At 69.7% G+C, this 22,852-nt stretch carries 22 protein-coding genes; 8 read left to right on the plus strand and 14 right to left on the minus strand.

Annotated elements, in window-relative coordinates:
- Nucleotides 1-43 precede the first annotated feature (43 nt).
- Both LRR16_RS13160 and LRR16_RS13165 read right to left on the minus strand, forming a co-directional pair.
- Nucleotides 44-919: a type III pantothenate kinase gene (locus LRR16_RS13160; protein WP_232206195.1), complete on the minus strand. Its 876-nt coding sequence runs from the start codon at nucleotides 917-919 to the stop codon at nucleotides 44-46.
- Nucleotides 916-1,830 (minus strand): biotin--[acetyl-CoA-carboxylase] ligase, encoded by a 915-nt coding sequence (locus tag LRR16_RS13165; protein WP_052511289.1) that lies wholly within the window; start codon nucleotides 1,828-1,830, stop codon nucleotides 916-918. The genes LRR16_RS13160 and LRR16_RS13165 overlap by 4 nt, the downstream gene beginning before the upstream one ends.
- Nucleotides 1,831-1,959: 129 nt before the next feature.
- Here LRR16_RS13165 and LRR16_RS13170 point away from each other — a divergent pair, with 129 nt between their 5' ends.
- From LRR16_RS13170 to LRR16_RS13190, 5 genes are all read left to right on the plus strand, one after another.
- Nucleotides 1,960-3,084 carry an ABC transporter permease gene (locus LRR16_RS13170; RefSeq protein ID WP_006579621.1) on the plus strand — a complete coding sequence of 375 codons (1,125 nt, stop codon included), beginning with the start codon at nucleotides 1,960-1,962 and terminating at the stop codon, nucleotides 3,082-3,084.
- Nucleotides 3,081-3,947: an ABC transporter ATP-binding protein gene (locus tag LRR16_RS13175; RefSeq protein WP_232206196.1), complete on the plus strand. Its 867-nt coding sequence runs from the start codon at nucleotides 3,081-3,083 to the stop codon at nucleotides 3,945-3,947. Before LRR16_RS13170 ends, LRR16_RS13175 begins: the two co-directional genes overlap by 4 nt.
- Nucleotides 3,947-4,906, plus strand: coding sequence for an MlaD family protein (locus LRR16_RS13180; protein WP_006579623.1), 960 nt, complete (start codon nucleotides 3,947-3,949; stop codon nucleotides 4,904-4,906). The genes LRR16_RS13175 and LRR16_RS13180 overlap by 1 nt, the downstream gene beginning before the upstream one ends.
- A 29-nt stretch (nucleotides 4,907-4,935) precedes the next feature.
- Nucleotides 4,936-5,562, plus strand: coding sequence for an ABC-type transport auxiliary lipoprotein family protein (locus LRR16_RS13185; RefSeq protein ID WP_023263811.1), 627 nt, complete (start codon nucleotides 4,936-4,938; stop codon nucleotides 5,560-5,562).
- A gap of 61 nt (nucleotides 5,563-5,623) precedes the next feature.
- Nucleotides 5,624-6,874, plus strand: coding sequence for a VanZ family protein (locus LRR16_RS13190; protein WP_043438033.1), 1,251 nt, complete (start codon nucleotides 5,624-5,626; stop codon nucleotides 6,872-6,874).
- A gap of 359 nt (nucleotides 6,875-7,233) precedes the next feature.
- On the opposite strand, the gene pxpA is transcribed toward LRR16_RS13190, so the two are convergent.
- From pxpA to pxpB, 3 genes are read right to left on the minus strand one after another with little or no spacing between them, the layout of a single operon-like run.
- Nucleotides 7,234-7,968, minus strand: a complete 735-nt coding sequence (gene pxpA / locus LRR16_RS13195; RefSeq protein WP_006580167.1) for a 5-oxoprolinase subunit PxpA — start codon at nucleotides 7,966-7,968, stop codon at nucleotides 7,234-7,236.
- 38 nt (nucleotides 7,969-8,006) lie between these two features.
- On the minus strand, nucleotides 8,007-9,065 hold the full coding sequence (locus LRR16_RS13200; protein WP_232206197.1) for a biotin-dependent carboxyltransferase family protein: 1,059 nt from the start codon (nucleotides 9,063-9,065) through the stop codon (nucleotides 8,007-8,009).
- Nucleotides 9,062-9,760, minus strand: coding sequence for a 5-oxoprolinase subunit PxpB (gene pxpB / locus LRR16_RS13205; protein ID WP_006580169.1), 699 nt, complete (start codon nucleotides 9,758-9,760; stop codon nucleotides 9,062-9,064). The genes LRR16_RS13200 and pxpB overlap by 4 nt, the downstream gene beginning before the upstream one ends.
- Before the next feature lie 284 nt (nucleotides 9,761-10,044).
- Between pxpB and LRR16_RS13210 the strand changes: the two genes are divergently transcribed.
- Entirely contained in the window at nucleotides 10,045-11,034 is a 990-nt protein-coding gene (locus LRR16_RS13210) for a tripartite tricarboxylate transporter substrate-binding protein (protein ID WP_064574873.1), read from the plus strand.
- A 35-nt stretch (nucleotides 11,035-11,069) separates the two neighbouring features.
- Complete coding sequence (locus tag LRR16_RS13215) at nucleotides 11,070-12,716, plus strand: alkaline phosphatase family protein (protein WP_232206198.1); 1,647 nt, start codon at nucleotides 11,070-11,072, stop codon at nucleotides 12,714-12,716.
- Here the strand turns inward: LRR16_RS13215 and LRR16_RS13220 are convergent.
- The 4 genes from LRR16_RS13220 to LRR16_RS13235 all read right to left on the minus strand — a co-directional run bounded on the left by LRR16_RS13220 (nucleotide 12,713) and on the right by LRR16_RS13235 (nucleotide 15,776).
- Nucleotides 12,713-13,318 carry a MarR family transcriptional regulator gene (locus LRR16_RS13220; protein WP_232206199.1) on the minus strand — a complete coding sequence of 202 codons (606 nt, stop codon included), beginning with the start codon at nucleotides 13,316-13,318 and terminating at the stop codon, nucleotides 12,713-12,715. The two genes, LRR16_RS13215 and LRR16_RS13220, sit on opposite strands and share 4 nt — an antisense overlap.
- A gap of 55 nt (nucleotides 13,319-13,373) precedes the next feature.
- A complete protein-coding gene (gene lipA / locus LRR16_RS13225) occupies nucleotides 13,374-14,372 on the minus strand; it encodes a lipoyl synthase (protein ID WP_006577815.1) in 999 nt (332 codons plus the stop codon).
- A 36-nt stretch (nucleotides 14,373-14,408) separates the two neighbouring features.
- Complete coding sequence (lipB, locus tag LRR16_RS13230) at nucleotides 14,409-15,224, minus strand: lipoyl(octanoyl) transferase LipB (protein WP_232206200.1); 816 nt, start codon at nucleotides 15,222-15,224, stop codon at nucleotides 14,409-14,411.
- A 189-nt stretch (nucleotides 15,225-15,413) separates the two neighbouring features.
- Nucleotides 15,414-15,776 carry a DUF2917 domain-containing protein gene (locus LRR16_RS13235; RefSeq protein WP_006577813.1) on the minus strand — a complete coding sequence of 121 codons (363 nt, stop codon included), beginning with the start codon at nucleotides 15,774-15,776 and terminating at the stop codon, nucleotides 15,414-15,416.
- A gap of 210 nt (nucleotides 15,777-15,986) precedes the next feature.
- Here LRR16_RS13235 and LRR16_RS13240 point away from each other — a divergent pair, with 210 nt between their 5' ends.
- Nucleotides 15,987-16,940: a transcriptional regulator GcvA gene (locus LRR16_RS13240; RefSeq protein ID WP_023263526.1), complete on the plus strand. Its 954-nt coding sequence runs from the start codon at nucleotides 15,987-15,989 to the stop codon at nucleotides 16,938-16,940.
- Nucleotides 16,941-16,985: 45 nt separating this feature from the next.
- On the opposite strand, the gene LRR16_RS13245 is transcribed toward LRR16_RS13240, so the two are convergent.
- The 5 genes from LRR16_RS13245 to gatA form a co-directional block, all read right to left on the minus strand.
- Nucleotides 16,986-18,047 carry a tyrosine recombinase XerC gene (locus tag LRR16_RS13245; RefSeq protein WP_232206201.1) on the minus strand — a complete coding sequence of 354 codons (1,062 nt, stop codon included), beginning with the start codon at nucleotides 18,045-18,047 and terminating at the stop codon, nucleotides 16,986-16,988.
- A 23-nt stretch (nucleotides 18,048-18,070) separates the two neighbouring features.
- Nucleotides 18,071-18,829: a DUF484 family protein gene (locus LRR16_RS13250; RefSeq protein WP_232206202.1), complete on the minus strand. Its 759-nt coding sequence runs from the start codon at nucleotides 18,827-18,829 to the stop codon at nucleotides 18,071-18,073.
- A gap of 306 nt (nucleotides 18,830-19,135) precedes the next feature.
- Nucleotides 19,136-20,593, minus strand: a complete 1,458-nt coding sequence (gatB, locus tag LRR16_RS13255; protein ID WP_006577809.1) for an Asp-tRNA(Asn)/Glu-tRNA(Gln) amidotransferase subunit GatB — start codon at nucleotides 20,591-20,593, stop codon at nucleotides 19,136-19,138.
- A gap of 114 nt (nucleotides 20,594-20,707) precedes the next feature.
- Nucleotides 20,708-21,208 carry a hypothetical protein gene (locus LRR16_RS13260; RefSeq protein WP_232206203.1) on the minus strand — a complete coding sequence of 167 codons (501 nt, stop codon included), beginning with the start codon at nucleotides 21,206-21,208 and terminating at the stop codon, nucleotides 20,708-20,710.
- Nucleotides 21,205-22,728, minus strand: coding sequence for an Asp-tRNA(Asn)/Glu-tRNA(Gln) amidotransferase subunit GatA (gene gatA / locus LRR16_RS13265; RefSeq protein ID WP_232206204.1), 1,524 nt, complete (start codon nucleotides 22,726-22,728; stop codon nucleotides 21,205-21,207). Before gatA ends, LRR16_RS13260 begins: the two co-directional genes overlap by 4 nt.
- Between the last annotated feature and the right edge of the window lie 124 nt (nucleotides 22,729-22,852).

Consider the following 22,852-nt stretch of genomic DNA (forward strand, 5'->3'; position numbering starts at 1 on the left):
GCCGCCCGCTGCCGGTCTCACGCCCATCGAGCGGCGTGGGCCTTCAAATCGCGCGCTGCTGCGCGGCCATCACCGACAAACCCAGCAACACCAGGTTCTCGTGCCGCTCGAACGGCAGCGTCAGCGCGCCCGCCAGCGCCTCGCGCGCGCCGCCCGACAGCAGGCAGCGGGCCGGACCGCGCCGCGTCAGCGCGCTCCAGGCCCGTTCGATCGCGCCAGCCTGCGCCGCCAGGCAGCCCGCGGCGATCGCGTCGCGGGTGTTGTCCGCCCACGCCGCGGCGGCTTGGGCCTCGGAAATCTCGACCGCGGGCAGCTGCGCGGTATTGCGCGCCAGCGATCCCATCATCAGCGCCAGGCCCGGCAGGATCATGCCGCCGGCGAAGCGCGAGCGCGCTGGCGTGCCTTCGCCGCTGCCACTGCCATCCGGAGCCAGCACCACGTCGATCGTCGTCGCGGTGCCGGCCGTGACGATCAGCAGATGGCCGTCGGGCAGATGGTGGCGCGCGCCGATGGCGCCGATCCAGCGGTCGACGCCCAGCTGGCTCGGTTCGCGATAGCCGTTGTCCAGCGTGCCGTGCGACGCGGTGGCGCGGGCCCAGTGCACCGCCGGCGGAGTGCCGAAGGCATCGGCCAGCAAGGCGTCGACCTCGGCCGCAATGACCGGGCCGGCCACGTTGCTGATCCAGACACCGCGCGGTGCGCCTTCGGCATCGGCCAGCTGGCGCCAGTCCGCCGCCAGCGTGGGCAGCGCTTCATGGACGCCGGCGCCGCCCGCGCGCCACGGCACCGGCAGCGCGCCGGTGGGCGCGGCACCGAGCGGGGCCGCCCTGCACCAGGCCCACTTCAGGCGCGTATTGCCGATATCGATCAGCAGCACGGTGCCGCTCGCCTTGGCTTGCGCATCGTGGTTCGCGCTCATCGCGTCCCCTCGCCGGCAGGCCGCAATGACAGTTCGCCAGAGGCGATCCGCTGCAACCCGCTTGCCGTCTCCAGCAGCAGATGACCTTCGCCATCGACGCCGCGCGCCATGCCCTCGGCCTGCACCGCGCCGTCGTGCAGCAGCCGCACCGGCTGGTCGCGATAGGCGTCGCGCGCCGACCAGCGCCGCGCCATCGGCGCGAAGCCGTCGGCAAGGAACGCGATCCGCATCGCGGCCAGCCGGTTCAGCACCGCGGCCAGCAGATCGGTCGGCCCATGCTTCGGATCGAATCGGTCCATGCATTCGGTGACGCCTGCCAGAGACCGTCCGAGCGCGGCCTCCATCGCGGCATCGCGCACCAGGTTCAGGCCGATGCCGACCACGGCCCATACCCGCTGCGGACCCGCGGGCACCGACTCGATCAGGATGCCCGACAGCTTGCGGCCGTCGATCTGCAGATCGTTCGGCCATTTGAGGCCGACCGCCTTGCCCAGCCGCGCGTCGACGTCGTTCAGCGCCTCGGCCAGCGCCAGCCCGACCGCGAGGCTCAGCCCGGCCAGCCGCGCCGGCGGCAGCGCCAGCGGCAGCGCGACGGAGAACGTCATGCCCGCCTGGCCCTGCCAGGGCCGTCCCTGGCGCCCGCGTCCGGCGGTCTGCCGGTAGGCGAGCCGGAGCATGCCGGCCGGCAGCATGTCTGCCTCGGCCCACGGCGTGCGCCGGCAGGCCTGAACCAGGTCGGCGTTGGTCGAGCCGGTCTCGTCCACGATCTCGAGTTGCCACTGCGCCGCGTCCTCGACCAGTGCGGCCCGCAGGCGTACCGGATCGATGCGCCAGGCAGGCGGCAACGAGAGGGAAGGCGTGGGGAGATCGGCGGAGGAATCGGCCGAAAAATCGGTGGGGGCGGCGGTCATGCGGGCGGAGGAGGCAGCAAATCGGCGGCGGCCGACGATATCGGGCCATGCGCATTGTAGCCGCGTCCACTTTGGCGCCCGCCGGCGCGTGGCTTAAAATCGGCTTTCGCACCTTACATCGGTCAGCCATTGGAACGCTATACGAAGCCGGACATCGCTGTCACGCAACAGGACGGCACCGCCGCCGTGCAGTTGCAGGGAGACTGGACCGCGCTGTCGCTGGCGCAGGAGCGCTGCGCCCATGACCTGCGCCGGCAGCTGCAGGCCCTCGTTCCCGGCACGGCGCGCTGGCAGCTGGGCGGCATCGGCCGGCTCGACCATATCGGCGCGCAGTTGTTGTGGCAGGCCTGGGGCGAGCGCTTTCCGGCCCATCTCGAGGCCACCGACGGCCAGCGCCGCGCGTTCGAGCGGATCGCCGCGGTGCGGCGGCACGGCTGGAAAAAACGGATGGTCGACCGCTTCAACCCGGTCACGCTGCTCGGCGCGTCGATGCTGTCGCTGTTCTCGCAGCTCGGCAACGGCGTCGCGATGCTGGGCCAGCTGTCGCTGGACCTGCTGCGCTTCGCCGCCGCGCCGCGGCGCGGCCCGTGGCGCGAGATCTCGGCCAACGTCTACAGCATCGGCTACAAGGCGCTGGGCATCACCGCGCTGGTGGGCTTCCTGATCGGCGTGGTGCTGGCCTATCTGCTGGCGAACCAGCTGCGCACCTACGGCGCCAGTGTCTTCATCGTCAATATCCTCGGCCTGTCGGTGATCCGCGAGCTCGGGCCCGTGCTGGCCGCGATCCTGGTGGCCGGCCGTTCGGGCTCCGCAATCACCGCGCAGATCGGCGTGATGCGCGTGACCGAGGAACTCGACGCGATGCGGGTGATGGGGATCTCGCACAGCTTCCGGCTGATCATGCCGCGCGCGATCGCACTGGCGGTGGCGATGCCGCTGCTGGTCGCCTGGACCGCGCTGCTGGCGCTGATCGGCGGCATGGTGGCCTCGAACATGCAGCTGGGCCTGAGCCCGGTGTTCTTCCTGCGCGAGCTGCCCAACGCGGTGCCGGTCGCCAACCTGTGGCTTGGCCTGGGCAAGGGCGTGGCCTTCGGCATGCTGATCGCGCTGACCGCGTGCCACTTCGGCCTGCGCATCAAGCCCAATACGCAGAGCCTGGGCGAAGGCACGACCGCGTCGGTGGTCACCGCCATCACCGTGGTGATCGTGGCCGATGCGATCTTCGCGATCCTGTTCAAGGATGTCGGCATATGACGGCGATCGTCGATACCGGCCGCGACACGGTGCAACGGGGTCGCACGCCGATCATCGAGGTACGGGGCCTGGTCAAGCGCTTCGGCGATACCGTCGTGCACGACGGCCTGGATCTGGAGGTCTATCGCGACGAGGTGCTGTCGATCGTCGGCGGCTCGGGCACCGGCAAGACCGTGCTGCTGCGCCAGATCGTCGGCCTGGAGCGCCCCACCGCCGGCACCATCCGGCTGTTCGGCGAAGACCTCGCCGGCCTCGACCCCGCGCGGCTGCAATGGATGCGCAACCGCTGGGGCATGCAGTTCCAGCGCGGCGCGCTGTTCTCGTCGCTGTCGGTGATCGACAATATCGCGCTGCCGCTGCGTGAACTTCGCTGCCTTCCCGACAATCTGATCTGCGAGGCGTCGCTGCTCAAGCTCGAACTGGTCGGCCTGTCGGCGCGCGACGCCGACAAGATGCCGGCCGATCTGTCCGGCGGCATGATCAAGCGCGTGGCGCTGGCGCGCGCGCTGTCCCTCGAGCCGGAACTGGTGTTCCTGGACGAGCCCACCGCGGGCCTGGACCCGATGGCATCGGACGACTATGTCGCGCTGATCCGCGAACTGCGGCGCGAGCTGAAGCTGACGGTGGTGATGGTCACGCACGATCTGGACACGCTGGTCGCGCTGTCCGACCGCGTCGCGGTGCTGGCGGACCGCAAGGTGCTGGCGGCGCTGCCGATCCCGCAGCTGGTGAAGATCGACCATCCCTTCATCCGCGAATATTTTCTCGGCGAACGCGGCCAGCGTGCGCTCAGCGCGCTGCCCGGCGGCGCCCACCCTGCATCGGACGTGGCGGCCGTGTCCGGCCACGCTGGAGAGTCGTGATGGAAAACAAGTCGAACGCCTTTCTCGCCGGCGTGTTCACCATCGGCCTGGCCGTGCTGGTGCTGTTCGCGCTGTTCTGGTTCGGCACCGACCACACCGAACGCGTGCCCTACGACCTGGTCACGCGCTCGACCGTGACGGGGCTCGGGCCACAGGCGGACGTCAAGTACCGCGGCCTGACGGTGGGCCGGGTCGAGTCGATCCGCTTCGATGCGTCGGTGCCGGGGCAGATCATCGTGCGCATCAGCGTCGACAAGGAGGCGCCGATCACGCGCACCACCTATGCCACGCTGGGCCTGCAGGGCGTGACCGGCATCGCCTACGTGCAGCTGGACGATACCGCCGCGCAGGAAGGCAGCACCGCGCCGTCGCCGCCGCTGGAGACCTCGCCGCGCGCGGTCGCCCGCATCCAGATGCGGCCGGGCTTCTTCGAGGAACTGGAGCGGCGCGGCGACTCGCTGTTGACGCAGGTCGAATCGCTGATGGCCTCGCTCAACGACATGTTCCAGGGCGAGAACCGGCGCGAGCTGATGACGACGATCCGCTCGATCAAGGAGGGCGTTGACGACTATGCGCGCGTGGCCCGTGCGATCGAACCGGCCGCGCGGCAGTTGCCGCAGGTAACCGCGAACCTGAATGCGACGCTGAAGTCGACCCAACAGCTGACCCGCGAGCTCGGCAGCCCCGACGGCACGCTGATGCGCACGGTCGACGGCGTCGGCCAGCAGTTGCGCGCCGCGGCCGGCTCGGTCGAGCACGCGGCCAACAATCTGAACGACCAGACCTTGCCGCAGCTCAACGGCCTCGCGCGCGACGCGCGGCAGACGGTGCGCAGCCTGGACCGCGCCGCCGGCCAGTTCAACGAGCGGCCGCAGAGCGTGCTGTTCGGCGGCTCGGCGACCCCGCCGGGTCCCGGCGAGGACGGCTTCAGCGCGCCCTCGGCGGGGACCGCACCGTGAATCCAATCCTGCACCGGGAACCGATGCCCATGACCGACGCCGTCCTGTCCCGCCTCGCCAACCTTTCCGCGCTGCTGCGTCCGGGCGCCGGCGCGATGCTGGCCGCCTCGCTGCTGGCCGGCTGCTCTCTGCTGCCGGCCACGCCGCACAGCACGACCTACGATCTCGGCCCGCCGGCCGCCTCGCCGGCACAGGGCAAGACGCTGCCGCGGCTGCGCGTGCTGTCCACCGATGGCCCGTCCTGGCTGGACGGCAACGCGATCCACTACCGGCTGCGCTATGCGCAGGCCGAGCGCCTGCAGCCCTATGCGACGCAGCGCTGGATCATGTCGCCGGTGCGGCTGTTCGACGAACGGCTGCGCGAAGCGGTGTCGGCACGCGGCGAACTGACCTGGGCCGGGGATACGCAGGCGCCCGCGCTGAAGGTCGATATCGTCGACTTCGAGCAGGTCTTCGACAGCGCCGACAGCAGCCGGGGCGTGGTGCAGGTGCGCGCCACCGTGATGCGCAACGGCATGGTCGGCCAGAAGACCTTCACCGCCGAGCAGCCCGCCCCTAGCGCCGACGGCGCCGGCGGCGTGCGCGCGCTGGCCGGCAGCACCGATGCCGTGATCGCGGCGATCATCGACTGGGTGGCGACGCTGCCGGTACGATGAGCCGATACATCAGCGGGTACGCCAGCCGGTACGCCGGGCCGGTACGCCCGCAAGCAGCATCATGAAACAGCACGACCTGCCACCGTCTCCCGTTCCTCCGGACCCGCGCCTCGGCGCGGTGCCGCCGGAGAACGCGGCCATGCTGCGCCATTCGCCGCTGGCGCGCTTCGGCCTGCTGTGCCTGACGCTGCTGATGATCTACGCCAGCCTGTATCCGTTCACCGGCTGGACCGACAACGGCATCTCGCCGTGGGCCTTCCTCAACGCGCCCAAGCCGCGCTACATCACCGACTTCGATCTGCTGACCAATGTGCTGGGCTATTGCCCGTTCGGCGCGCTGGTGGTGCTGTCGCTGCATCCGCGCGTGACGGGCGCGCGCGCCGCGCTGCTGGCGTTCGCTGCCGGCATCGTGCTGTCCGGCGCGATGGAGGCGCTGCAGACCTGGCTGCCGAACCGCATTCCATCGAATATCGATCTGATGACCAATGCGCTGGGCGCGCTGCTCGGTGGCACGATGATGGCGCCGTTCGCCAGCGCGATGATCGATCGCGGCACGCTGCGGCGCCTGCGCATCGCCTGGTTCGAGTCGCACGCCAGCTTCGCGATCATCCTGATCCTGCTGTGGCCGTTCGCGCAGATCTTTCCGCAGGAGCATCTGTTCGGCATGGGCGGGCTGGTGCGGCAATGGCTGACCAATCCCGAGTCGTGGCCGATGCAGCTGGTGCAGTGGGTGTTTCCGGGCTTCCTGCGGCTGCAGGAGGACATCGGCCTGCGCCCCGACGACATGCAGCAGCACCAGCTGCTCGAATCGCTGGTAACCGGCTGCGCGTGGGTCGGCACCGGCCTGTTCGCCTCGGTGGCAATGCGCCGGCAGGCCCCGACGCTGCGCATCCTCGCCGGCCTGCTGGCCGCCACGCTGCTGCTCAAGGGGCTCGCCGCCGAACTGCAGTTTCCCGCCGACAACGCCTTCAACTGGCTGTCCGAAGGCGGCCGCTACGCACTGGTGACCGGCACGCTGGCGCTGGTGCTGCTGGTGCGCCTGCCGCGTCCGCTGCGCGGCATCCTGGCGATGAGCGCGCTGCTGACGCTGGTGATCCTGACCAACGTGCTGCCGCCCAATCCCTATGCCTGGGTCTCCGAACAGGGCTGGCGGCTCGGCCGCTTCGTCCATTTCAACGGCCTGGCCCAATGGCTCGGATGGCTGTGGCCGTTTCTGGCCTTCTGCTATCTGGCCTGGCGCGTCGAGCAGTTCGGGCTCACGCGGCGAAGGGAGCGGCGGAGGCAGCGCGGGGCGCCGCGGGCAGACGGCTAGACGACGTCGCGCTGTCCCCCATTGCCCTTCCTGCGACGTCACCGTTTTCACATATTCCAGAACCGGAAGACGGCAGCAGCCTGCGACTGTTTCGGCAGCCAACGCGAATGTCGGCGCGTCATCGCAGCACTGAGCAGAGATCGCCCTTCAAATCGTGCTTGTATCGGGGGCGTTGGAGGAAGTGTTGCAGACCCCGGACTCGAGGAGCCCACCTGTCGAGGCTGCCGTCATACTGACGACCTCTACAATCGTCCGCGCTTGTCTGCAACGTACGAAGTTTAAGTGGCAAATCGGCACAGGCAACAGCCGTTCGACCCGCCGCGCAAGTCCAGGGCAATTCGAGCAAGAATATCGCCTGCCTAAGCCCGCACCGCAATCCCCTCTTCCCGCAGACGATCGCGGATCCGTTGGGCGAAGGCCAGTGCATGCGGCCCGTCGCCGTGCAGGCAGACGGTATCGGCCTGGATCGGGATCCATTGGCCGTCGATCGCGCGGACCTTGCGCTCGCGGACCATCGACAGCGTTTGCGCCAGCACGGCCTCGTCGTCGTCGAGCAGCGCACCGGGCGTGCCGCGGCGGACCAGCGAGCCGTCGGGGTTGTAGCCGCGATCGGCGAAGACCTCTTCCTTGACCGTCAGCCCGGCCTCGCGCGCGACCTCGATCATCACACTGCCGGCCAGGCCGAAGAAGACCAGTTGCGGGTCGAAGTCGCGTACCGCGTCGACGATTGCCTGCGCCTGCGCGCGGTTGCGCGCGGCCTGGTTGTAGAGCGCGCCATGCGCCTTGACGTGGGCAAGGCGGCCGCCCTGGGCCTTGACGATCGCCGCGAGCGCGCCGATCTGGTACAGCACGTCGGCATAGATGTCGCGCGGGTCGCGCCGCATCTCGGTGCGGCCGAAATTCTCGCGGTCGGGATAGCTGGGGTGCGCGCCAATGGCGACGCCCTTGGCCAGTGCCCACTGCACGGTCTGCAGCATGGTGGCCGCGTCGCCTGCATGCCAGCCGCAGGCGATATTGGCCGAACTGATCAATGCCAGCAGCGCTTCGTCGCTGCCGCAGCCTTCGCCGAGGTCGGCGTTCAGATCGATCTGCATGGCGGATCTCCCGGAAGGGTTCGTTGAGCTGGTTTGCATCACGGCAGCGTGGCGTCGGCCGACGGCAGCTGGCGCGTCATCGCCCGCCGCCGCGCGGCCAGCGCCTGTCCCCCGGCCCGCGCCTCGCCTTGCCATGCCACCGCCTGCGCGACCTGGCGCAGATAGGTCTGCACCTGCATGCGCGCGGCCTCTGCCTCCTCGAGGCCGACGCGGTGAAAGCGCACCGCCGCGCCGAGCGGCGCCTGCGCCAGGCGCCACAGATCGGCCTCGATGACGACGCCGATCTTCGGATAGCCGCCGGTGGTCTGGGCATCGGCCATCAACACGATCGGCTGGCCGCCCGGCGGCACCTGCATGACGCCCGGCACCACGCCATGGGACAGCAGTTCCGGTGCGCCGCGCCGCCGGGCCAGCGCCGGCCCTTCGAGCCGGAACCCCATGCGGTTGCTGTTCGGCGTGACGGTCCAGTCGGCCTGCCACAGCGCGTGCTGGGCCTCGGTCTCGAACTGATCGTACTCCAGCCCGGGCAGCATGCGGATCGGCAGCGCGCGGCCGTCAGCGACCGATGGCAACGGCAACGCCCACGCGGGCGACAGCACGCCGATCCGGGGCGATGGCGCCGTGACCGAGTCGCGCCGCGTCGCGTCCAACCGGTCGCCCCGCCGCAGCGCGCGGCCCTGGTATCCGCCGAAGCCAGCCTTCAGATCGGTGCTGCGCGAGCCCATCGCCAGTGGCACGTCGATGCCGCCGGCCACGCACAGAAAGGTACGGGTGCCCCCGCGAGGCGCCGGCAGCGTCAGCGTGCTGCCAGCGCGCACGTCGAACGCATGCCAGCACCAGACCGGCTCGCCGTCGAGGTCGGCACGGCATTCGGCGCCGCTCAGCGCGATCCGCAGGTCAGCGTGGAAGCGGACCGTGGCGCGGCCCAGCGTCAATTCGATGGCCGCCGCGCCGGCGTCATTGCCCAGCAGCAGATTGCCGACCCGCAGCGCGACGGTGTCGAGCGCGCCGGCCCCGCCGACGCCGAACCGCCGCATGCCGTTGCGGCCCAGGTCCTGGATCGACGCCAGCGCGCCGGGGCGAAGGATCTCGATCATGGGCGCACCGATTTGGCGAGTGGCTCGGCAACCGATGCGACAACGAAGCGCACGGTATCGCCCGGCGCCAGCAGCGAGGGCGGATCGCGCTCGGGCAGGAACAGCGGCAACTCGGTACGTCCGATCAATTGCCAGCCGCCGGGCGCGGCTGCGGGATAGACGCCGGTCTGCTCGCCGCCGATGCCGACCGCACCGGCCGGCACCACCAGCCGCGGCTCGGTGCGCCGCGGCGTGGCCAGCGCCGGGTCGAGCCCGCCCAGATAGGCGAAGCCGGGCTGAAAGCCGAGGAAGTAGACGGTATAGCTGCCCGCGCTGTGCCGCCGCACCACCTCCTCGGGCGTCAGGCCGGTATGCGCGGCCACGTCGGCCAGGTCGGGGCCATCGTCGCCGCCGTAGCGGACCGGGATCTCGACGACGCGGCCGCCGACATGGCTGCTGGCGTTGCTGCCGTCGCCTTCCCTGTCGGCGCGCTCCCACGCCTGCGCCAGCCGCGCTTCGAGCGCGAGCGGGTCGGCGCCCTCATCGAACAGCACCGTCAGGCTGTTCATGCCGGGATAGGCATCGACGACGCCGGGCCAGGCGCCGGCGGCATCGGCCATCGCCCAGAAACGGCGCTGCACGTCGAGCGACGCGGGTGGCGGCACGCTGCACAGCAGCGCGCGCTCGGCAAGGCGGTGGATCGTGCAACTAGCCATGATGGTGGTCGGTCCGGAATTCAGGAGGCGCGCGGGGTCCGGGAATGTCGTTGGAATTCAACTCCGGAATGCAGCTCCGGAATGCACCTCCAATATGCGCGGCGGAGCGCCCGATGCGTCTTATCGGCAATTTATCGAGAAAGTGAGTTTTGCGAAACCTGTGCCGCCATGCCGACGCCTAGGGTTTTCCATAGCGGCACGCGACGATAGTTGATTAGATCAATCGTCGATGTCCCGCTTAAATTTGCCCGCATCCTCGCAGAAAGGACCCTCACGGAGACGCCATGACATTCGCAACCTTGGCCCGCAAGGCCCGCCGCGCGGCGCTGGCCGTCGCGCTGCTGAGCGCGGCCGCGCCCGCCGCGCTGGCACAGAAAATCGACAAGATCGACGGGCCGCTGCGCTTTGTCGTCGGGTATGCGCCGGGCGGCGCCTCGGACCGCGCCGCGCGCATCGTCGGCCAGGCGCTGCAGGCGAAGTACGGCGTCACCGTGGTGGTCGAGAACAAGGCCGGCGCCGGCGGCCGGCTCGCCGCGCAGCAGCTCAAGCACGCCGCTCCCGCCGACAACGTGCTGATGCTTGGCAATCCCGCGGTGATGACGGTCGCCCCGCTGGTGTTCAAGGACACCAGCTACGATCCCGACGCGGATTTCGTGCCGGTGTCGCAGGTCTCGACCTACGACTTCGCCGTGATCACCGGCCCGCAGGTGCCGGTGCGCGAGATGTCGCACCTGGTGGCGTGGCTCAAGGCCAATCCCGGCAAGGCGTTCTTCGGCGTGCCGGCCACCGGCAGCCTGCCCCACTTCTTCGCGCTGATGCTGGCCGAGCGCGCCGGCGTCAAGGGCGACGTGGTCGGCTACAAGGGCTCGGCGCCGCTGGCCACCGACATGCTGGGCGGCCAGGTGCCGGTCGGCGTCGACACGCTCGACGCCGTGCTGTCGCTGCATCAGAGCGGCAAGCTGAAGATCCTCGCGGTCTCGGGCAAGACGCGCTCGTCGTTCGCCAAGGACATCCCCACGCTGAAGGAGACCGGCATCGATCTGGCCGCCGACGGCTGGAACGCGTTCTTCGCGCCCAAGTCGATGCCGGCGGACAAGGTCAAGGCGCTGTCGGCGGCGATCCACAGCGTGATGTCCGACCCGGCGGTGCAGCAGCGCTTCGTCGCCGCCAACATGCAGCCGGTGGCCAGCACGCAGCAGCAGACCGCGGACATGCTGAAGGCCTACAAGGCCCAGTGGCAGCCGGTGGTCAAGCGCAGCGGCTTCCAGCAATAAGGTCCGGCCGGACGCAACAGCAAGGAGTGACGGCGATGGCCCGCAATATTCTCTTCATCATGTGCGACCAGCTGCGGTGGGACTACCTGTCCTGCACCGGGCATCCGACCATCCGCACGCCCAACATCGACGCACTGGCCGCGCGCGGCGTACGCTTCTCGCGCGCCTATGCGCAATCGACGATCTGCGGCTCGTCGCGGATGAGCTTTTACACCGGCCGGTATGTCGATTCGCACGGCGCCGCCTGGAACAACTTCCCGCTGAAGGTCGGCGAGATGACGCTGGGCGACTATCTGCGCCCGCTCGGCCGGCAGACCGTGCTGGTCGGCAAGACCCATATGGCGGCCGACACCGAGGGCATGGCGCGGCTCGGCATCGATCCGATCTCGCTGATCGGCACGCGCGTGGCCGAGTGCGGCTTCGATCCGTACGAGCGCGACGACGGCCTGCATGGCAGCGGCCCGGCCGGCCGCTACGATCCGAAGCCGGTGCGCTACAACGACTATCTGCGCGAGCTCGGCTATGCCGGCGACGACGGCTGGGACGACTGGGCCAACGCCGGCGAGGACGAGAACGGCAATCTGCTGTCGGGCTGGCTGCTGCGCAATTCGAGCCGGCCCGCGCGCGTGGCCGAGGAGCATTCGGAAACGCCGTACATGACGCGGCGCGCGATGGAGTTCATCGACCAGGCCGGCGACGCGCCGTGGTGCCTGCATCTTTCCTATATCAAGCCGCACTGGCCCTGCATCGCGCCGGCGCCCTATCACGCGATGTACGGGGCCGCCGACGTGCCGCCGCCGGTGCGCAACGAGGGCGAGCGCGCGCAGCCGCATCCGATCTATCAGGCCTTCCTGAATTCGCGCGTCAGCCGGGCGTTTTCGCGCGACGAGGTGCGCGAGGCGGTGATTCCCGCCTATATGGGCCTGATCACGCAGATCGACGATCAGATCGGCGTGCTGATGCGCTTCCTCGAGAACAAGGGGCTGCTCGACGACACCATGATCGTGTTCACGTCAGATCATGGCGACTACCTGGGCGACCACTGGATGGGCGAGAAGGACCTGTTCCACGAGCCGTCGGTGCGGCTGCCGCTGATCGTCGTCGATCCTTCTCCGGCGGCCGACGCGACGCGCGGCTCGGTCTGCGATGCGCTGGTCGAGGCGATCGACCTGGTGCCGACCTTCGTCGAGGCCTGCGGCGGCGCGCCGCAACCGCACCGGCTCGAGGGACGTGCGCTGCAGCCCTGGCTGCACGGACAGGCGCCGGCGAACTGGCGCCGCTACGCGATCAGCGAATACGACTATTCGGCGACCGGTGCCGCGGTATCGCTCGGCGTCGCGCCGCTCGATGCGCGGCTGTTCATGGTCGTCGACGCACGCTGGAAGTACATTCACGCGCCCGGCTTCCGGCCGATGCTGTTCGATCTGGCCGAAGACCCGCACGAGCTGCACGACCTCGGCGCCGATCCCGCCCACCAGGCGCAATGCGAGCGCATGTATCTCGCGCTGGCGCAATGGGGACTACGGCAGTCGCAGCGAACCGCGATCAGCGATGAACGCATCGCCGCGATGCGCGGCGCATCGGTGCGCAAGGGCATCCTGCTGGGATTCTGGGACGAGAGCGAGCTGCCGGAGGAGCTGCTGCACGAGAAATGGCGCGGCGCGCGCGAGGCGTTGCGCTAGCGGGCGGCGCTGTCTTCGTCCGAGGCGGGGTCCATCTCCGACTCAGCCTCGGCTTCGTCTTCCGGCGCGGTCCATTGACGCCGCGCGCCGCCGCCACGCCAGCGGTTGGTGCTGACCGTGGTGGCGACCTGCCGCTTGACGCGGACGGCCTGCTCGGTCAGCGCGGTCAACAGCGTGTCCAGCGTCGCCAGTTCTTCATTCGATAGCGTCTCGACCAGGCGCCGATTGATCGCCGCCACCTCGTCGAACAGCTGCCGGTAGAGCGCCTGCCCCGCCGGCGTCAGCGCGACGCTGGCGCGGCGGCGGTCGCCGTCGAGCGTCTGCCGCCGGATCAAACCCTTGGCGGTCAGGCGCGTGATCGCCCGCGATACGCGCGTGCGGTCCAGATGGCATTGGTCGGCGATCTCCGACGGCGCCTGCGCGCCGCGCATGGCCAGCAGCCCGAGCAGCGCCCACTCGCGGCGCGACACCCCGTACTGGCCTTCGCACAGGCGGATCACCGCCGCGCCGCTGGCGCCAACCAGCGCCGCGAGACGGAAATTGAGCAGATCGGTGATATCGCGCGGCGCGCGCAGGCGGCTGGCGCCTGCGTCGTCTGCCACGGGATCGGAAGAAGGCAAGGCAACATCCGGCGCCGCGAACGGGCGCCGGGCGGGATCAGGCGAAGCCGGCCTGGTGCGCCTGCTGGTCGGCATGGTAGGAACTGCGCACCATGGCACCGACCGCGGCGTGGGTGAAGCCCATCTTGTAGGCCTCTTCCTCGAACATCTTGAAGGTGTCGGGATGGACGTAGCGCAGCACCGGCAGATGGTGGTTCGACGGAGCGAGATACTGGCCGATGGTCAGCATGTCGATGTCGTGCGCGCGCATGTCGCGCATGACTTCGAGGATTTCCTCGTCGGTCTCGCCCAGGCCCACCATCAGGCCCGACTTGGTCGGCACGTCCGGATTGCGGCGCTTGAACTCCTGCAGCAGCTTCAGCGAGTGCGCGTAGTCGGCGCCGGGACGGGCCTGCTTGTACAGGCGCGGCACCGTTTCCAGGTTGTGGTTCATCACGTCCGGCGGGCAGGCCTGCAGGATGTCCAGCGCCTTGTCGAGACGGCCGCGGAAGTCGGGCACCAGCACCTCGATGCGGGTGATCGGCGACAGCTCGCGGGTCTTGCTGATGCAGTCCACATAGTGCTGGGCGCCGCCGTCGCGCAGGTCGTCGCGGTCGACGCTGGTGATCACCACATAGTTCAGCTTCAGCTGGGCGATGGTCTTGGCCAGGTTCAGCGGCTCGTTGACGTCGAGCGGGTCCGGGCGGCCGTGGCCGACGTCGCAGAACGGGCAGCGGCGCGTGCACTTGTCGCCCATGATCATGAACGTCGCGGTGCCCTTGCCGAAGCATTCGCCGATGTTCGGGCAGCTCGCTTCCTCGCACACCGTCACCAGGTTGTTGGCGCGCAGGATGTCCTTGATCTCGTAGAAGCGCGAATTGCCGGTCGCCGCCTTCACGCGGATCCAGTCCGGCTTCTTCAGCTTTTCGGCGGGGACGATCTTGATCGGAATGCGGGCGGTCTTGTCGGCCGACTTCTGCTTGCGGGTCGGGTCGTAGGCCGCGCCTTGGGCGGCGTCGCCTTGGGGATTCGAGGTGGCGATCAGGGCGTCGCTCATGGTGTTCTCCGCGCGCTCCCCGCGCGCATAGGTCGGCTAGGCCGTAGTCAGGGGTGTCAGGTGGCCAGGGGCCGTGGCGGCTGGTTCGTTCGCTTGTTCGTTCGCTTGCCGGTTCGCTTGCTGGTTTGCTTGCTCGTTCGCGGCCGGTTCGCCGGCCGCGGCGCGCAGCTGCGCCGCCGCCAGCACGTCGCACAATGCCGCCGCCAGGCGTCGCGCGATCTCCGGCTGGTGCCCGGCGTCGACCGGTTCCCGGCGCACGCCGTCGTCTGCATCGCTCGCCGGTACCGTCGCGCCGGCGCGGGCCATGTCGACCGTCTCGAGGCCGGCATAACCGCACGGATTGATACGCAGGAACGGGTCCAGATCCATCCGCACATTCAGGCTGACGCCGTGGTAGCTGCAGCCGTTGCGGATCTTCAGGCCCAGCGCGGCGATCTTGGCGCCGCGGTGCGGACCGTCGGACAGATAGATGCCGGGGGCGCCGGGCTTGCGTTCGGCGGGCAGATTATACGCCGCGAGCGTGTCCAGCACCGCCTGCTCGATCGCATGGACCAGCTCGCGCACCATCAGGCCGCGGCGGCGCAGGTCCAGCAGCAGGTAGGCGACGACCTGGCCGGGACCGTGATAGGTGATCTGTCCGCCACGATCGATCCGCACCAGCGGGATCGCCGGATCGGGCGACAGCAGATGCGAGGGATCGCCCGCCTGGCCCAGCGTGTAGACCGGCGGATGCTCGACGAGCCAGATCTGGTCGGGGGATTCGGCGGTGCGCGCGGCGGTGTAGGCGCGCATCGCGTCGAAACAGGGCGCGTAGTCCTCCCGGCCCCGCTCGATGACTTCGATTGCTTGCATGCCGAGAGTGTAGCGAAAAGGGCCGGTTCGCACCGGCCCCTGCTTCGCTGGCGGCTGTCACCCTGGCGCCGTCAGGGTTGTCCGCTGGTGTGGTCTGGTTTGGGACGATCTTCGCCGGAGACCGGGCGCGCCGGCGGCCGGCTGTAGACCAGCCGCAGATGGCGCCGGCCCGGCGCATCGGCTTTCGGCTCAGGACGCCGCGACGACGTCCTGGTTAGGCGACCATTGCGTGCCTCGGACCAGTCGCCGCACGATGCGGTTCACCAGATGCGGCAGGTTGGTGGCGGCCGGGCGGCGGGCTTCGGCGATCAGCGCCAGCCGTACCGGGCGCTCGGCACGCGGATCGACGCTGAGCACCACTTCGTCACCGCGGTTCAGCTGCAGGCTGGCGCCGCAGCGCAGCCAGTAATCTTCCGAGTCGCCGTCGCGGGTGACCCACAGGTTCAGGCCGGCGGCATCTTCCACATAGAGCCGTTGCGCGGTGTGTACCGACAGCGGCGCGACCTCGCCCGGGTTCAGGCTGAAGACGGTCGTTGTGAGCAGGGTTTCCATTTTGGACTTCCTTCACTAAGGTGACGGTACCGTCCGGCACGCGAGTTTCGCGCGGCTGGCGTCGCGCTTTACCGTGTCTGGCCTGGGTTGGCCTGGCGCGCTCGCTGTTGCGGTCCCGATGCATTGCATTCTAGTGATTGCCCGACCACCTCCAAAACGATATATATTGATTTCCCTTGTTAGCGAATCTCACATAGCGACGCTGTTGCGATGACCCTGAAGCGTAATCCCGTCGAACTGCCGCGCGCCTGGCATCGCGAGCTGCCACGGCTGCCGGCGCTGACCGCGCTGCGCGCGTTCGAAGCCGCCGCGCGGCATGAGAGCTTCTCGCGCGCGGCCACCGAGCTGTTCGTCACCCATGGGGCCGTCAGCCATCAGGTCCGTGCCTTGGAGGAAGAACTGGGCCAGCCGTTGTTCGCCCGCAACGGCAAGCGGGTCAGCCTGACGCCGGCCGGCCGCGTCTACGCCGAGCGCGTGCGCGACGCGCTGCTGCAGATCGCCGAAGCGACGCGCGCGCTGCAGTCAGGCACGCGCGACAAGCGGCTGACCATCAGCACGATGCCGTCGTTTGCCGCCCGCTGGCTGACGCCGCGCATCGGCAGCTTTATCGAACGGCATCCCGAGCTGGACGTCGAGCTGATGTCGTCGAACACGCTGGTCGATTTCGCGCGCGACGAGGTCGACGTGGCGCTGCGCATGGGCAGCGGCGACTATCCGGGGCTCTATGTCGAGCGGCTGCTCGACGACGTGTTCTTCCCGGTCTGCAGCCCGACCTTGCTGGGCGGCAAGCTGCCGCAGCGCCCCGAGCAGATGCAGGGGCTGACGCTGCTCCGCGGCGAAGGCGATCCGTGGCGGCCATGGTTCGAGGCGGCGGGACTCGACTGGCCCGAGCCGCGCAAGGGCCTGATGTTCGAGGATTCGTCGCTGCTGCTGCAGGCCGCGGCGGAGGGCCAGGGCATCGCGCTGATCCGCTCGTCGCTGGCCTACAACGATCTGTTGTCCGGGCGGGTGGTGCGGCTGTTCGACGTCAGCATCCCGTGTCCGTGGTTGCTGTACTTCGTCTGCACGCCCGCGATGCTCGAGACGCCGAAGGTGCAGGCCTTCCGCAACTGGCTGCTGCCCGAGATCGCGGCGTTCCGGCAGATCCTGTCGCAGTGGGCGTAGGCAGGGACGGCGGGCTGGCGGGGCCTCAGGCGGGCTGGCGGGGCCTCAGGCGGGCTCGTCGTCCGGCTTCGATGTGGCAGCGGGCGCGGCGGGGGTGTCGCGCTCGGCCAACCGTGCGCGGGGATGGGCCTGGTCGTAGACCTTGGCCAGATGCTGGAAATCGAGCGCGGTGTAGATCTGCGTCGTCGCCACGCTGGCGTGGCCCAGCATCTCCTGCACCGCGCGCAGGTCGCCCGACGACTGCAGCACGTGGCTGGCGAACGAGTGCCGCAGCATGTGCGGATGCACATCGGCCGGCACGCCGGCGCGGATCGCCTGCTGCTTGATGCGGGCGCGCACGGTCCGGTCCGACAGCCGCTCGCCGCGCCGCGACAGGAATAGCGCGTACCGATGGTCGGCGACGGCCGAAGCCTTGACCCAGTCGTCGCGCACCGCCAGCCACGCGCGCAGCGCCTGCACCGCCTTGCTGCCGACCGGTACGCTGCGGCGGCGCGAACCCTTGCCGAGCACCGTGACTTCGCCCGCGGCCAGGTCGATCCAGCCCGACGAGCGGTAGCCGTCCTCTTCCACGTAACGCAAATCGAGCTGCACCAGCTCCGACACGCGCAAGCCGCTCGAATAGCCAAGCTCGAACACGGCCTGGTCGCGCAGCCCCTCGGCGCCCTCGCCGGCCGGCTGGCCGACCAGCGCCACCGCGTGCTCGACCGATAGCGCCTTGGGCAGCGGCCGTCCGGCCTTGGGGGCACGCACACCGTCGACGGGATTGGCCTCGACGCCGTGGCCGTGCCGCGCGGCCCACAGGTAGAAGCCGCGCCAGGCCGACAACGCCCTGGCAATGCTGGTCGAAGCGAGACCGCTGCCGCGCAGCCGCGCGGCGAAGCTGCGGATCTGGTCGGTGCGCAGCGCGGTCAGCGCGGTACCGGGGGCGAACCTGGCGGCCTGCGCCTGCAATACCGACAGGTCGCGCCGGTAGCCGACCAGCGTGTGCTCGGCCAGCTTGCGGCTGCTGGCCAGCCAGTCCAGATAGCGGAGCAGCAGCGGATCGAGGGCCGGTGGGGGCGCGTCCGTCGCGTTCGCCGCGGACGCCGGTTCGCTGGCGCGGGCCATCCGTTGCCGCCCGAGTCCTTCGATCAACCGCGCAGGCGCGCCAGCGCCGCGCCTGCCAGTTCGCCGATGCGGCTCAGGTAGGCCGTGCCCATGCCTTCGTGGAAGCGGCGCGCATCGGGCGAGCCGAGCACCAGCAGGCCGAAGGTCGGACCCGTTTCGGCGTCCTGGCCGGCGGGGGCACGCAGCGCGACGATCGCGAGCGACGCGATGTCATCGCGCTCGAGCCAGTCGACCGCCTGCTTGCCGCCTTCACCAAGCGTGTCGGGCACTGCCGCCGGCACAGGCGGGGCGCCCTCTTCGGCGACGGCAGGCGCGATGGCCCACGGATTGGCGCCGCAATACGGCGTCTGCAGGCCCTCGGCAAAGCGGCGCGCGGCTTCGCTGGCGGCGGCCTGTTCGCCGCGCAGCAGATCGAGCGGGGCGTGCGTTTCGGCCAGCTGCCACAGCCGCAGCGCGACGGCCGGCACATCGAAGACCTGCTGCAGGCCCTGGCTGACCGCCATCGGCAGCGCCAGCGCATCGGCCTCGCCGAGTAGCCGCAGCTGCCACGCGTGCATGCGGTTCTGCGTGCGGTCGTTGTCGTGGCCGTGGCGCATCAGATTGGCCAGCTTCAGTTCGAGGCCCTTGTTCTTCTCGCGCAGGATTTCCATCTGGCGCTGCTGCAGCGAGACCGCGCGATGGCTGTGCGGGCTCGTCAGCTGCACGGAGGCCAGCAGCTCGGCGTGGTCCTCGAAGAACTGGGGATGACTTTGCAGATAGGCGGCGACGTCTTGCGGATTCATTGGCGGGTCATCGAACGATTTGCGCTGGAGTGTAGCAAACGCTGTTCGGGGTGGGCCGGCTGCCTTCTCCCCCGGCCGCTCTTCCGCAAGCGGGGGAGGGGCGAAAACGGAAGCGGTCGGCCATCCCGCACGGTGTTCTCCCTCTCCCGCTTGCGGTAGAGGGCCGGGGAGAGGGCGGGGGAGAGGGCCGGGGAGAGGGCCGGGGAGAGGGCGGGGCGATCGATCGACCCATATCGCCCAATCCCGTCACGCCATCAAAAAACCCGCGCCAGGGCGCGGGTTCCCGATCTGACTGCGCCGAGCCGATCAGCCCAGCTTCTTGCGCAGTAGCTCGTTGACCTGGGCCGGATTGGCCTTGCCCTTGGTCGCCTTCATCGCCTGGCCGACCAGCGCGTTGAACGCCTTCTCCTTGCCGGCGCGGAACTCCTCGACCGACTTGGCGTTGGCGGCGAGCACCTCGTCGATGATGGCCTCTAGCGCGCCGGTGTCCGACATCTGCTTCAGGCCCTTGGCGGCGATGATCGCGTCGGCGTCGCCGTCGCACTCGCCGGCCCACATCGCCGGGAACACGTCCTTCTTGGCGGTGTTGTTCGACACCGTGCCGTCGGCAATGCGCTTGAGCAGCAGCGCCAGTTGTGCCGGGCGAATCGGCGCGGCATCGATCTCGATGCCCTCGCGGTTCAGCTGCGAGGCGACGTCGCCCATCAGCCAGTTGGCCGCCGGCTTGGCGTTGGCCGCGCCCGCCTCGGCGACGACCTGCTCGAACCAGTTGGCCAGCGCCTTCGACGAGGTCAGCACGCTGGCATCGTAGGCCGGCAGCCCGTATTGCGAGACGAAGCGCGCCTGCATCGCGGCCGGCAGCTCCGGCATCGCGGCGCGCACGCGTTCGACCCAGGCCGGCTCGATCTCCAGCGGCAGCAGGTCCGGATCGGGGAAGTAGCGATAGTCGTGCGCGTCTTCCTTGGTCCGCATCGCGCGCGTCTCACCGGTGTCCGGATCGAACAGCACGGTGGCCTGCTGGATTTCGCGCCCATCCTCGATCTCGGCGATCTGCCAGCGCACCTCGTACTCGATCGCCTGCTGCAGGAAGCGGAACGAGTTCAGGTTCTTGATTTCGCGGCGCGTGCCCAGCTTGTCGCTGCCGACCGGCCGCACCGACACGTTGGCGTCGCAACGGAAGCTCCCTTCCTGCATGTTGCCGTCGCAGATGCCCAGCCACACCACCAGCGTATGCAGCGCGCGCGCATACGCGACCGCCTCGGCGGCGCTGCGCATGTCGGGCTCGGTGACGATCTCCAGCAGCGGGGTGCCGGCGCGGTTCAGGTCGATGCCGGTCATGCCGGCGAAGTCCTCGTGCAGCGACTTGCCGGCGTCCTCCTCGAGGTGGGCACGGGTCAGCTGCACGGTCTTCTCGTAGAACTCGCCCTTGCGGCCCTCGACCTGGAAGGTCAGGCTGCCGCCCTGCACCACGGGGATCTCGTACTGGCTGATCTGGTAGCCCTTGGGCAGATCGGGGTAGAAGTAATTCTTGCGCGCGAACACGCTATGCGGCGCGACATGGGCGCCGATCGCCAGGCCGAACTGGATCGCGCGCTCGACCGCGGCCTTGTTCAGCACCGGCAGCGTGCCGGGCAGCGCCAGATCGACCGGGCTGGCCTGGGTATTGGGCGCCGCGCCGAACGCGGTGGAGGCGCCGGAAAAAATCTTCGAGGCCGTCGAAAGCTGCGTATGCGTTTCGAGACCGATCACCACTTCCCATTGCATGGCGGTATTCCTGTTGGTTCCTTGCGGCGGCGCCGGCCTGGGCCGCGCCGCCGTGTGCTTTCGCGTTCTGCGTTGCGTTCTGCGTTGTGCTCTGTGGCGGTGCGTGCGGCCGCGTTATTGCGTGCGCGCGCAGGTGCCAGTGCCCGGTTCGAACATGACCGGCCACGCCTCTTCATAGATGCCCGGCGTGCAGCGGCTCTGGCAATTGGCGTGCGCCAGCGTGACGCGGCGCGGGTCCTGCCAGACCAGCAGCTTGCACGCGCTGCCGTCGCGCGCGGCCAGTTCGATATGCGGCTTGCGGCGGGTCTGGCGGAACTCGGCCAGGTCGAAGCTGCACGAGCCGCGCTTGCCGACCCACAGCTTCCACGACAGCTGCTGCACGTTGTTGTCCGCCACGCGCAGCTGTGCGTCCTCGCGGAAGCCGTCTTCCTCGGTACGGCGGCAGTCGCCGGCCAGGTCGATGTCGCGATCGGCGATCGGCGTGGGACCGCCGATGCGCGGCAGCGGAATGCACCCGGCCAGCGCGGCCAGCAGCACGGCCGTCAATGCCAGGCGGCCGGCAGAGAGGCGGGACGGGCGGGACGGGCGGATCGAAAGCAGCGCGTTCATGATCATCCCTGCGAGGGCTGGCGCAGATGCCAGTCGGTGGCCTGCTGGAAGGCGTGCGCGGTCTGCAGCAGCTGCGCCTCGCCGAAGTAGTTGCCGATCATCTGCAGGCCAACCGGCATGCCGCCCTCGCCGAAGCCGCAGGGCACGCTCATGCCGGGCAGGCCGGCCAGGCTGGTCGACAGCGTGAAGACGTCGGCCAGGTACATCTGCACCGGATCGGCGCTCTTCTCGCCGAGCTTCCACGCCACCGTCGGCGCCACCGGCCCCATGATCACGTCGCACTCGCCGAAGGCGCGCTGGAAGTCGTCGGCGATGATGCGGCGGATCTTCTGCGCCTGCAGGTAGTAGGCGTCGTAGTAGCCGTGCGACAGCACATAGGTGCCGACCAGGATGCGGCGCTTGACCTCCCAGCCGAAGCCCTCGGCGCGGGTCTTCTTGTACATGTCGAGCAGGTCGCGGTACTCGGCCGCGCGATGGCCGTAGCGCGCGCCATCGAAGCGCGACAGGTTGGACGAGGCCTCGGCCGGCGCGATCACGTAGTAGACCGGGATCGACAGCTCGGTCTTGGGCAGCGACACCTCGACCAGCGTCGCGCCCAGCTTCTCGTATTCGCGCAGCGCGGCGCGCACCGCGGCCTCGACATCGGCCGACAGGCCGGCGCCGAAGTACTCGCGCGGCAGGCCGATGCGCAGGCCGGCCAGCGGCTGCTTCGCGCTGGCGCCACCGCGCGGCTGGCCCAGCAGCCGCGTGAAGTCTTCGTCCACGCCGCCCTGGGCCGGCGTCAGCGAGGTCGAATCGCGCTCGTCGAAACCGGCCATCGCATTGAGCAGCAGCGCGCAATCCTCGGCGCTGCGCGCCATCGGGCCGGCCTGGTCCAGCGACGAGGCGAACGCGATCATGCCGAAGCGCGACACGCGGCCGTAGGTCGGCTTGATGCCGGTGATGCCCGAGAACGCGGCCGGCTGGCGGATCGAGCCGCCGGTATCGGTACCGGTCGCGGCCGGCGCCAGACCCGCGGCGACCGCCGCGGCCGAGCCGCCCGACGAGCCGCCCGGCACGCGCGACGCGTCCCACGGGTTGCGCACCGGGCCGAAGTGCGAGTTCTCGTTGGACGAACCCATTGCGAACTCGTCCATATTGGTCTTGCCCAGCGTCACCATGCCGGCGGCGGCGAGCCGCTGGACCACGGTGGCATCGAACGGGCTCTCGTAGTCGGCCAGCATGCGCGAGCCGGCGGTCGAGCGCCAGCCGCGCGTGACGAACACGTCCTTGTGGGCGATCGGCACGCCGGTCAGCGGACCGGCCTCGCCGCGCGCGCGGCGCGCATCGGCCTCGTGGGCCTGCGCCAGCGTCAGTTCGGCGTCGACATGGATGTAGGCGTTCAGCGCACTGGCCTGCTCGATGCGGGCCAGATAGTCGCGCGCCAGTTCTTCGGCCGACACCGCGCCGGCGGCGAGCGCATCGGCGATCTGGCGCAGCGAGGTCACGGTCGAACCGACCGGGAAGGAGGAAGCGGAGGAAGACATGGAGTGTCGGAAGAGCTTCGGAGAACGGCCCGCGGCGCATCGCTGCGCGGGCCGGATCTATTCAGGAGACGCCGCCGTGCGTACCGGTACGCCGATACGGAAAGGCCGGACGACGTCGGCGAGC

Source organism: Cupriavidus sp. UGS-1, assembly GCF_021213615.1.
Taxonomy (GTDB): domain Bacteria; phylum Pseudomonadota; class Gammaproteobacteria; order Burkholderiales; family Burkholderiaceae; genus Cupriavidus.